General features: G+C 68.1%; 10 protein-coding genes and 1 pseudogene. 2 read left to right on the forward strand and 9 right to left on the reverse strand.

What is annotated here, in order from left to right; translation table 11 throughout:
* Positions 1–4: 4 nt before the first annotated feature.
* The 3 genes from glcE to WS96_RS19160 form a co-directional block, all read right to left on the reverse strand.
* Positions 5–1,093, reverse strand: a complete 1,089-nt coding sequence (gene glcE, locus WS96_RS19150) for a glycolate oxidase subunit GlcE (RefSeq protein WP_059834595.1) — start codon at positions 1,091–1,093, stop codon at positions 5–7.
* Between the two features lie 184 nt (positions 1,094–1,277).
* Positions 1,278–2,771: an FAD-linked oxidase C-terminal domain-containing protein gene (locus tag WS96_RS19155; RefSeq protein WP_059834597.1), complete on the reverse strand. Its 1,494-nt coding sequence runs from the start codon at positions 2,769–2,771 to the stop codon at positions 1,278–1,280.
* Positions 2,772–2,809: 38 nt separating this feature from the next.
* Entirely contained in the window at positions 2,810–4,219 is a 1,410-nt protein-coding gene (locus WS96_RS19160; protein ID WP_059834599.1) for an FAD-binding oxidoreductase, read from the reverse strand.
* Between the two features lie 136 nt (positions 4,220–4,355).
* Between WS96_RS19160 and WS96_RS19165 the strand changes: the two genes are divergently transcribed.
* Both WS96_RS19165 and hmpA read left to right on the forward strand, forming a co-directional pair.
* The gene (locus WS96_RS19165) at positions 4,356–4,907 is read left to right on the forward strand and encodes a cob(I)yrinic acid a,c-diamide adenosyltransferase (protein WP_027783609.1); all 552 of its coding nucleotides are present in this window, start codon (positions 4,356–4,358) and stop codon (positions 4,905–4,907) included.
* A gap of 94 nt (positions 4,908–5,001) precedes the next feature.
* Positions 5,002–6,210, forward strand: coding sequence for an NO-inducible flavohemoprotein (gene hmpA / locus WS96_RS19170; RefSeq protein WP_059834600.1), 1,209 nt, complete (start codon positions 5,002–5,004; stop codon positions 6,208–6,210).
* 87 nt (positions 6,211–6,297) lie between these two features.
* Here the strand turns inward: hmpA and WS96_RS19175 are convergent, their stop codons facing one another.
* The 6 genes and pseudogenes from WS96_RS19175 to WS96_RS19195 form a co-directional block, all read right to left on the reverse strand.
* Complete coding sequence (locus WS96_RS19175) at positions 6,298–6,687, reverse strand: type II toxin-antitoxin system VapC family toxin (RefSeq protein ID WP_059834602.1); 390 nt, start codon at positions 6,685–6,687, stop codon at positions 6,298–6,300.
* Positions 6,684–6,953: a type II toxin-antitoxin system Phd/YefM family antitoxin gene (locus WS96_RS19180; RefSeq protein WP_059834604.1), complete on the reverse strand. Its 270-nt coding sequence runs from the start codon at positions 6,951–6,953 to the stop codon at positions 6,684–6,686. Before WS96_RS19180 ends, WS96_RS19175 begins: the two co-directional genes overlap by 4 nt.
* Before the next feature lie 124 nt (positions 6,954–7,077).
* Positions 7,078–8,151 (reverse strand): 3-deoxy-7-phosphoheptulonate synthase AroG, encoded by a 1,074-nt coding sequence (aroG, locus tag WS96_RS19185; RefSeq protein WP_034206466.1) that lies wholly within the window; start codon positions 8,149–8,151, stop codon positions 7,078–7,080.
* A 192-nt stretch (positions 8,152–8,343) separates the two neighbouring features.
* Positions 8,344–8,544: pseudogene (locus tag WS96_RS34790) on the reverse strand (hypothetical protein).
* Positions 8,545–8,548: 4 nt separating this feature from the next.
* Positions 8,549–10,015 (reverse strand): metalloprotease TldD, encoded by a 1,467-nt coding sequence (gene tldD / locus WS96_RS19190; RefSeq protein WP_059501033.1) that lies wholly within the window; start codon positions 10,013–10,015, stop codon positions 8,549–8,551.
* 85 nt (positions 10,016–10,100) lie between these two features.
* Positions 10,101–10,928, reverse strand: coding sequence for a carbon-nitrogen hydrolase family protein (locus WS96_RS19195; protein ID WP_059834605.1), 828 nt, complete (start codon positions 10,926–10,928; stop codon positions 10,101–10,103).
* Positions 10,929–10,932: the final 4 nt, after the last annotated feature.

Genomic DNA, 10,932 nt, shown 5'->3' on the forward strand with positions numbered 1-10,932 from the left:
GCCCTCAAAGTTCTGGGTACAGCCGGCCGCGATTGAAGATGCGCGCGGGATCGAACGCGCTCTTCAGCCCGCGGTGGATCTTCATCATCGGCGCGGGCAGCGGCGTGAACACGCCCGCGCTGCGGTCGTAGGTGTCGCCCGCGCGGAACAGCGTCGCATGGCCGCCGGCCTGCTTCGCGCTCATGCGCACGGTTTGCGCGTCGGCGTCGGTGATCCACCAGCGCTGCGCGCCGCCCCATTCCATCAACTGCGTGCCGGGCAGGTGCATCGGTTCGGTGATCGACGGCAGCGACAGGCGCCACAGCGCGTAGCCGGGCGGGATGCCGTTGAAGAACGGATCGGTATGCTCGCGCAGGCCGGACCAGAAGCGCTCGGCCTCGACCGCGTCGACGACTTCGCCGCCGAGCAGCGCTTTCGCGGATTTCACGGCGGCTTCCGCGCCCGACAGGCGCAGCACGAGCGTGCCGTTGCGCCATGCGCTCGCGCTGACCGGCAGCGGATGGCCGCCCCATTCGTTGAGCTTGCGCACCGCGTCGGTCGCGGTCATCTCGAATTTGAGCGTGACTTCGGCGACAGGCATCGGCAGCACCTTGATCGACAGGTCGAGCATCAGCCCGAGCGTGCCGAGCGCGCCGGCCATCAGCCGCGACACGTCGTAGCCGGCGACGTTCTTCACGACCTGCCCGCCGAAGCGCAGCGTTTCGCCGCGACCGTTCATCAGCGTGGTGCCGAGCACGAAATCGCGCGGTGCGCCGCAGGTGGCGCGGCGCGGGCCCGCGAGGCCGGCCGCGACGCAGCCGCCGACGGTGGCCGAACGGCCGAAGTGCGGCGGCTCGAACGGCAGCATCTGGCCGCACTCGGCAAGGACGGTTTCAAGTTGCGCGAGCGGCGTGCCCGCGCGGACCGTGACGACGAGTTCGGCCGGGTCGTACGACACGACGCCCTGAAACGCGCGCGTGTCGAGTATTTCGCCCTCGAGCGCCTGGCCGTACCAGTCCTTGGTGCCGCCGCCGCGAATCCGCAGCGGCCGGCCGTCGGCACTGGCGGCGCGGATGCGCTCGGCCCATCCGGCGACGATGTCGTCCTCTTCCATGTTCCGTTGCTTTCTCGTCTCGTTGTCCGGTCGATTGTACCGGGGTGGCGCGATTCCACATCGCGACTATCCCTAAGCCCCGTCCCGCAGCCGGCATGTGCGGCCGGCACGCGAACGCGCCGCGCGGGCACGGCAGACCCGCGCACAGCGGCCGCCGGCGCGGGCCGCGACCCGCGCGCGCCGCTCAGAAGCGCGGCAGGTCCGGGTGCGGCAGCAGCCCGCCGCGCACGTGCTGACGCCCGTATTCGGCGCAGCGCGCGCGGGTCGGGATGCCCTTGTCCGGGTTCAGCAGCCCGGCCGGATCGAATGCGCGCTTGACCGCGAAGAACGCATCGCGCTCCTGCGGCGAGAACTGCACGCACATCGAATTGAGCTTTTCGATACCGACGCCGTGCTCGCCCGTCACGCTGCCGCCGAATTCCACGCAGCATTCGAGGATCTCCGCGCCGAACTGCTCGGCGCGGTGCAGCTCGTCCGGATCGTTCGCGTTGTAGAGGATCAGCGGATGCATGTTGCCGTCGCCCGCATGGAACACGTTGATGCAGCGCAGCCCGTAGCGCGTTTCGAGCTGCTCGATGCGCGCGAGCAGCAGGCCGATCGCGCGGCGCGGCACGGTGCCGTCCATGCAGTAGTAATCGGCGGAAATGCGGCCGGCGGCCGGGAACGCGTTCTTGCGGCCGGACCAGAAGCGGAGCCGTTCGCTTTCGTTGCGCGACACCTGGATGCGCGTCGCGCCGTGTTCGCGCAGCACGGCCGTCATCCGCACGATCTCCTCGGCGACTTCTTCGGGCGTGCCGTCCGATTCGCACAAGAGGATCGCCTTCGCGTCGAGGTCGTAGCCCGCGTGCGTGAACGTCTCGACGGCTTGCGTCGCCGGCTTGTCCATCATCTCGAGCCCGGCCGGGATGATGCCCGACGCGATGATCGCCGCGACGGCCTCGCCGCCCTTGACGACGTCGTCGAAACTCGCCATCACGAGCTGCGCGGTCTGCGGCTTCGGGATCAGTCGCACCGTGACCTCGGTGACGATCGCGAACATCCCTTCGCTGCCGATCATCACGGCGAGCAGGTCGAGGCCCGGCATGTCGAGCGCGAGCGAGCCGAATTCGACGATCTCGCCGTCGATCGTCACCGCGCGCACGCGCATCACGTTGTGCACGGTCAGCCCGTATTTCAGGCAGTGGACGCCGCCGGAATTTTCCGCGACGTTGCCGCCGATCGTGCACGCGATCTGCGACGACGGGTCGGGCGCGTAATACAGGCCGTACGGCGCGGCCGCTTCCGAAATCGCGAGGTTGCGCACGCCGGGCTGCACGGTCGCCGTGCGTGCGTACGGATCGACTTCGACGATGCGCGTGAAGCGCGCGAGCGACAGCACGACGCCGAGCGCGATCGGCAGCGCGCCGCCCGACAGGCTGGTGCCGGCGCCGCGCGGCACGATCGGCACTTCCATGCGGCGGCAGATCTGCACGATGCGCTGCACCTGCGACTCCGTCTCGGGCAACGCGACCGCGAGCGGCAGCCGGCGGTACGCGGACAGGCCGTCGCATTCGTACGGCGCCGTGTCCTCGTCGCGGTACAGCAGGCAGTGCGTCGGCAGCACGGCCATCAGCGCCTGCACGACTTCGCGCTGGCGCTGCGCGCGTGCGGCGCTCGACAGTTCGACGGGAGCGTTCATGAGGTCTCCTGCGTGGGGCGCGGTGCCGCGCCGCCGTGTCAGCACGTGAAAATCTTGCCCGGATTCATCAGGTTGCGCGGATCGAGCGCGAGCTTGATCGCGCGCATCGTGTCGATGGCGTTGTCGCCGTGCTCCTTCGGCAGGAAGCGCATCTTGTGCAGCCCGACGCCGTGCTCGCCCGTGCAAGTGCCGCCCAGGCGCAGCGCGCGTTCGACGATCCGGTCGTTGATGTGTTCGGCTTCGGCGAGTTCCTCGGGCTTGTCGGGGTCGATCAGGATCGCGACGTGGAAATTGCCGTCGCCGACGTGCCCGACGATCGGGCAGGGCAGCGACGACGCGCGCAGGTCGAGCTCGGTTTCCTCGACGCACGCGGCGAGCTGCGAGATCGGCACGCACACGTCGGTCGTCACCGCGCGGCAACCGGGCTTCAACTGCAGCATCGCGAAGTACGCGTTGTGACGCGCGGACCAGAGCCGCGTGCGATCCTCGGGGCGCGTCGCCCATTCGAAGCCCTGGCCGGAATGCTGGCCGGCGAGCGCCTGCACGAGTTCGGCCTGTTCCTTCACGCCGGCGTCGGTGCCGTGGAATTCGAAGAACAGCGTCGGCGCTTCGGTCAGCGTCAGATTCGAGTGACGGTTGATCGAGCGCACCGCGAGTGCGTCGACGAATTCGACGCGCGCGATCGGCACGCCGATCTGGATCGTCTCGATCACCGTGCGGACCGCGTCGCCCATCGTCGGGAACGTGCAGATCGCGGCCGACACGGCCTCGGGCAGCGGGTGCAGGCGCAGCGTGATCTCGGTGATCACGCCGAGCGTGCCTTCGGACCCGACGAACAGCCGCGTGAGGTCGTAGCCGGCCGACGACTTGCGCGCGCGCGAGCCGGTCTTGATCACGCGGCCGTCCGCGAGCACCGCGCTCAGGCCGAGCACGTTCTCGCGCATCGTGCCGTAGCGCACGGCGTTGGTGCCCGACGCGCGGGTCGCGGTCATCCCGCCGATGCTGGCGTCGGCGCCCGGATCGATCGGGAAGAACAGGCCGGTGTCGCGCAACGCTTCGTTGAGCGCCTTGCGGGTGATACCCGGCTCGACCGTCACGGTCAGGTCTTCGGCGTTGATCGACAGCACGCGGTTCATGTCCGACAGGTCGAGCGACACGCCGCCGCGCACCGCGAGCAGGTGGCCCTCGAGCGACGAGCCGGCGCCGTACGGGATCAGCGGCACGCCGTAGAGCGAGCACAGCGACACGACTTCGCGCACGTCGTCGGTGCTGCGCGCGAACACGACGGCGTCGGGCAGTTGCGGATCGAACGGGGATTCGTCGCGGCCGTGATGGGCGCGAACCGCGTCGGCGGTCGACACGCGCTCGCCGAAAGCGGCGCGCAGCGCATCGAGCATGGCGGGGGGCAGCGGGCGGCGCGTGGCGGCCGGCGGGGCAGGGTGATTCACGAATGTCTCCTGACTGCTTGTCGTACTGTCGGCTCATTCTACGCTGTAACGTCCGCTGCGCCTGCCGCCGCGGGCTGCGATAATCGCGTTCCAGCCAACCGGGCCGCGTGGCGGCCGCGTACGAGAGGACATTCGCATGGGCAACCGCTTGAGCAAGATCGCGACGCGCACGGGCGACGACGGGACCACCGGGCTGGGCGACGGGCGGCGCATCGGCAAGGACGACGCGCGGATCGCCGCGATCGGCGACGTCGACGAACTGAACTCGAATCTCGGCGTGCTGCTGGCCGAGGCGTTGCCGGACGACGTGCGCACGGCGCTCGTCACGATCCAGCACGACCTGTTCGATCTCGGCGGCGAGCTGTGCATTCCCGGCCATACGGTGCTCGACGATACGCATCTCGCGCGCCTCGACCAGTGGCTCGCCGACTACAACGCGACGCTGCCGCCGCTGAAGGAATTCATCCTGCCGGCCGGCTCGCGCGCCGCATCGCTCGCGCATGTCTGCCGCACCGTGTGCCGCCGCGCGGAGCGCTCGATCGTCGCGCTCGGGCGTGGCGACACGCTCAACGACGCACCGCGGCGGTACGTGAACCGGCTGTCCGACCTGCTGTTCGTGCTGGCGCGCGTGCTGAACCGCGCCGGCGGCGGCGCCGACGTGCTGTGGGAGCGGGGGCGCGTCCGCTAGCGCGCCGCCACGTTTTTGCGCACTGCGACAATTTGTCCGGCGGGCGTCCGTTTTTAAACATGTATTGTATGAGCATGTTTAACGGAGAACGCACATGACCCACCTCACCGCTGACCAGATGGCCCGTGTGAAGGCCACGGCCCCCGTCCTCGCCGAGCACGGCGCGACGATCACGAAGCATTTCTATCAGCGCATGTTCGCGCGTCATCCGGAACTGAAGAACCTGTTCAACCAGACGCACCAGAAGACCGGCAGCCAGCCCGAAACGCTCGCGAAGGCCGTTTATGCGTACGCGGCCAACATCGACAACCTCGGCGCGCTCGGCGGCGCGGTGTCGCGCATCTCGCACAAGCACGCGAGCCTGAACATTCGCCCCGAGCACTACCCGATCGTCGGCGAGAACCTGCTTGCGTCGATCGTCGAAGTGCTCGGCGACGCGGTCGATGCCGACACGCTCGAAGCGTGGCGCGTCGCGTACGGCCAGCTCGCGCAGATCATGATCGGCGCCGAGGCCGATCTGTACGCGAACGCCGCGTGGAGCGGCTTCCGCCCGTTCAAGGTCGCGCGCAAGGTGCGCGAAAGCGACGAGATCACGTCGTTCTACCTGACGCCCGCCGACGGCGGCGCGGCGCCGACGTTCGAGCCGGGCCAGTACCTCACCGTGAAGCGCTTCGTCGGCGATCTCGGCGTCGACCAGCCGCGCCAGTACAGCCTGTCCGACGCGCCGCACGGCAAGTGGCTGCGCATCTCGGTGAAGCGCGAGGCCGGCAAGGCCGAAGCGATCCCGGCCGGCAAGGTATCGACGCTGATGCACGACGGTGTGGAGGAGGGCGCGATCGTCGAGGTGACCGCGCCGATGGGCGACTTCTCGCTGAAGCGCGACGTGGCTACGCCGGTCGTGCTGATCTCGGGCGGGGTCGGCATCACGCCGATGATGTCGATGGCGTCGACGCTGGTCGCCGAAGGCAGCAAGCGCGACGTGCGGTTCATTCACGCATGCCGTTCGGGCGCGGTGCACGCGTTCCGCGACTGGCTGAACGACACCGTCGGCGAGCACGCGAACGTCAAGCGAACGGTGCTGTACGAGCTGGTCGGCCCGCACGATCGTCTCGGCATCGATCACGATCTCGAAGGGCGCCTCACGCCGGAACGCGTGCAGCAGTACGCGCTGGTGCCGGACGCCGACTACTACGTCTGTGGGCCGGTCGCGTTCATGAAGGCGCAGCGCGACGCGCTTGTCGCGCTCGGCGTCGCGCCGGAACGCGTGAATACCGAGATCTTCGGGTCGGGCGCGCTCGAGTGATGCACGCACCGAGGGTTGCCGGCCAATGAGAAAGCCCGGCGCGAGCCGGGCTGCGATTGTGTCGCTTGCGCTGTCGCACGGATGGCGTCAGGCACGCAGCATCAGCGTCGCGTGATAGCGCCATACTTTTGGATCGGCACTGACGAGCGGCATGCCCTCATGAAGCGCCTGGGCAACCATCACGCGATCGAACGGGTCGGCATGGTCCGGGAAATCCGGCAGCGCGGCGACCGCCTCGACGTGATCGCTGCTGATCGACAGCTCCGCGAAACCGGCGAGCCGGAACGCCGAACGTGCGTCGCGCGGATGAACGGGCAGGTTGCCTTTGCGGTATTTGATCGCAATTTCCCAGATGGATGCGGCACTGACATACAGGGTGTTCGCAGGATCCTCGATCAACGCGACCGCAGTCGAAGAAAGTTGAGGCGCGCCTTCAGCGGCCCACAGCGCGATATGCGTATCGAGCAGCAGTTTCACGGCCGGAGCCCCCGTTCCGTGCTGGCATCGAAGTCGGCGGCGATCGATTCGTCGCCGGCATTGAATGTCTCGATGGTGGTCGGGATGTTCAGCCCGGCAAGCAACTGACGGGCCGCACCGATTCGCTTCGGTGCCGCGTAAGGAACGATCCGGGCGACCGGATGACCGTTGCGGGCGATCACGACCTCGGATTCGCGCCCCGATTCGAGTGCTTCGACGAGGCTCGAGAGCCGCGATTTGGCGGCGTGCATATTGACGGTCGGCATGGTCGTTTCCTGATTAGCTAGGCTGTGTTAGCTAGTCTAGCAGAGCCGGATGCCGAGCGCAGGCTGACCGCATGGCCAATCCGCTGGCACGCGGCGCCATGACGATGCAGCCTGCTTGCGTCCGTCAGTTGCCGCTGCCGCGCGCGACCCGGCGCGCCTTCACGGCTTCCGCCAGGCCTTCGAGCACCTTCACGCTGTCGTCCCACGCGATGCACGCGTCGGTGATGCTCTGGCCGTAGGTCAGCGCGCAGCCTTCCTTCAGGTCTTGGCGACCCTCGACGAGGTGCGATTCGATCATCACGCCGACGATGCGTTCGTCGCCGGCCGCGATCTGGCGGCCGATGTCGGCGCACACGGGGATCTGGTTCTCGTGCTTCTTCGAGCTGTTCGCGTGGCTCGCGTCGATCATCAGGCGCGCGGCGAGGCCGGCCTTGCCGATGTCCGCGCAGGCGGCGTTCACGCTGTCCGCGTCGTAGTTCGGCGTCTTGCCGCCGCGCAGGATCACGTGGCAATCCTCGTTGCCGGCCGTCGACACGATCGCCGAATGGCCGCCCTTCGTCACCGACAGGAAATGATGCGGCTGCGACGCGGCCTTGATCGCGTCGACCGCGATCTTCACGTTGCCGTCGGTGCCGTTCTTGAAGCCGACCGGGCACGACAGCCCCGACGCGAGCTCGCGGTGCACCTGCGACTCGGTCGTGCGCGCGCCGATCGCGCCCCACGAGATCAGGTCGGCGATGTACTGCGGGCTGATCATGTCGAGGTATTCGGTCGCGGCCGGCAGCCCCATTTCGTTGATCTGCAGCAGCAGCTCGCGCGCGGTGCGCAGCCCTTCGTTGATCTTGAAGCTGTTGTCGAGGTGCGGATCGTTGATGAGCCCCTTCCAGCCGACCGTCGTGCGCGGCTTCTCGAAGTACACGCGCATCACGATTTCCAGTTCGCCCTTGAAACGCTCGCGCTCCTTCACGAGCCGGCCCGCGTATTCGATCGCCGCCTTCGTGTCGTGGATCGAGCACGGCCCGATCACGACGATCAACCGGTCGTCCATCCCGTGCAGGATGCGGTGCATCGACTGGCGCGAGTGGTAGATCAGCTCGGACGCGGCTTCGGAGCACGCGAATTCGCGGATCAGGTGGGCGGGCGGCGTCAGTTCCTTGAGTTCGCGAATGCGGACGTCGTCGGTGTTGTGCGGGGGCATGCTGTTTCTCCTGGTTTTCCGGGGCGCCGTTCGGTCAGTGCGCGTGCGGCGGATTCATCGATTCGGGCAATTCGGTGGTGCCGGCCGGGGCCGCGGGACCGCTGCGGCGGCGACCGGCTGGCGAAGGGCGAAAAAAAACCGCCGGGTTCGCCGGCGGTTTTTTCGGGAATTTCGGTTGCGCTTTACGCGCCATCAACCCTCTCGATCCGCCAGCGGTCTGAGATACCAAAAAAAGTAAAAGTAAAACTTGGCGGACATGACGGAAATTCGGCTCGTCAAAAAGTTGATTCGGAATTTATACCCCGTCCCCGGACGGCTGGCAACCGGGAACCGTAAAAAATGCGGACAATCCGCGCGTTTTCGTCAAAAAGCGCGGATTGTCTGCGCCGCGATGCGGTTATGCCGTACCGCCGACCGTCATCTTGTCGATCCGCAGGGTCGGCTGGCCGACGCCGACCGGCACGCTCTGGCCTTCCTTGCCGCACACGCCGACGCCCGTGTCGAGCGACATGTCGTTGCCGATCATGCTCACGTACTTCAGCGATTCCGGGCCGCTGCCGATCAGCGTCGCGCCCTTCACCGGGTAGGTGATCTTGCCGTTCTCGATCATGTACGCCTCGGACGCCGAGAACACGAACTTGCCGTTCGTGATGTCGACCTGGCCGCCGCCGAAATTCACCGCGTACAGGCCGTTCTTCACCGACGCGATGATTTCCTGCGGATCCTTGTCGCCGTTCAGCATGTAGGTGTTCGTCATGCGCGGCATCGGCAGCGCCGCGTACGACTCGCGCCGCGCGTTGCCCGTGACCGGCATTTTCATCAGCCGCGCGTTCAGCGTGTCCTGGATGTAGCCCTTCAGGATGCCGTCCTCGATCAGCGTCGTGCACTGCGTCGGGTTGCCTTCGTCGTCGATGTTCAGCGAGCCGCGGCGGTTCGGCAGCGTGCCGTCGTCGACGACGGTCACGCCCTTCGCGGCGACCTGCTCGCCGATCCGGCCCGCGAACGCCGACGAACCCTTGCGGTTGAAGTCGCCTTCGAGGCCATGGCCGATCGCCTCGTGCAGCAGCACGCCCGGCCAGCCCGGCCCGAGCACGACCGTCATCGCGCCGGCCGGCGCGGGGCGTGCATCGAGGTTGACGAGCGCCGCGTGCACGGCGTCGTCGACATAGCGCGACAGGACTTCGTCGGTGAAGTAGCCGTAGTCGAAGCGGCCGCCGCCGCCGCCCGAGCCGATTTCGCGGCGGCCGTTCTGTTCGGCGATCACCGTGACCGACACGCGCACGAGCGGCCGGATGTCGGCCGCGAGCGCGCCGTCGCTGCGCGCGACCAGCACGACGTCGTATTCGCCGGCGAGCCCAGCCATCACCTGCGTGACGCGCGGGTCGCGCCCGCGCGCCATCTGCTCGATGCGTTCGAGCAGCTTGACCTTGGCCGTCGCGTCGAGCGACGCGAGCGGATCGGACGGCAGGTACAGGTCGCGGCCCGAGATGCCCGTCAGCGACGTGGCGGCCTTGATCTTCTGGCGGCCGCCGCCGGCCGCCGCGATCGCCTTGGTCGCGGCGGCGGCTTGCGCGATCGCTTCGGGCGACAGGTCGTCCGAATACGCGAACGCGGTGCGGTCGCCCGCGACCGCACGCACGCCGACGCCCTGGTCGATGCTGAAGCTGCCCGACTTGACGATGCCTTCCTCGAGGCTCCACGCTTCGCTGCGGGTTGCCTGGAAGTACAGGTCCGCGTAGTCGACGCGATGCGTGAAGATGTCGGCGATCGTGCGCGTGAGCAGGCTTTCGTCGAGGCCGTACGGCGTGAGCAGGATGTCCTTCGCCAGCGCGAGGTTGCGGATGCCGGGTTCGATGATGTTCATGCGGATATCGGGAGTTCTCAAAAAGTTGTCGGGTGCTGCCGGGCAGACGGGTGGGCCGCACGGCGTGTCAAGCGGTGCGGCGGATTCAGGTCAGCACGCGGTGTCGCCATGCGGGCAGGCTCTGGCGCACGTCGGCGATGCGCTGCGGATCGATCGTGCCGAGCACGACGCTGGCGCCCTCGTCGCGCACCGCGACGATCTCGCCCCACGGGTCGATCAGCATGCTGTGGCCCCACGTGCGCCGGCCGTTCTCGTGCTTGCCGCCCTGCGCGGCCGCGAGCACGTAGCACTGGTTCTCGACGGCCCGCGCGCGCAGCAGCGTTTCCCAGTGCGCGCGGCCCGTCGTATACGTAAACGCCGACGGCACGACCATCAGCGCGCAGTCGCCCATGCGGCGGTACAGCTCCGGAAAGCGGAGATCGTAACAGACCGACAGGCCGACCTGCCCGAACGGCGCGTCGAACGCGACGACCGTGTCGCCCGCGCGGATCGTGCGCGCCTCGTCGAACGACTCGTCGCCTTTCTCGAAGTTGAACAGGTGGATCTTGTCGTAGCGCGCGGCCTCGTGGCCGGACGGATCGAACACGAGCGTCGTGTTCAGCACGCGATCGGGCTCCGGCGCCTTCAGCGGCAGCGTGCCGCCGATCACCCAGATGCCGTGGCGGCGCGCGGCGTCGGCGAGGAACTGCTGGATCGGGCCGTCGCGGTACGGTTCGGCGAGCGCGAGCTTGTCGGTGTCGCGGTGACCCATGAAGCAGAAATACTCGGGCAGCAGCACGAGCTGCGCGCCTTCGCCGGCGGCTTCCGCGATCAGGCGGCGCGCTTCGGCCAGATTGCGTGTGACGTCCGGCGTGCTCACCATCTGCAGCGCGGCGACCCGGAAGGGCGTGGCGGAACGGGCGTGGTCGGTCATCGCG

The sequence above is a fragment of the Burkholderia sp. MSMB1835 genome (genome assembly GCF_001526365.1).
Classification (GTDB): domain Bacteria; phylum Pseudomonadota; class Gammaproteobacteria; order Burkholderiales; family Burkholderiaceae; genus Burkholderia.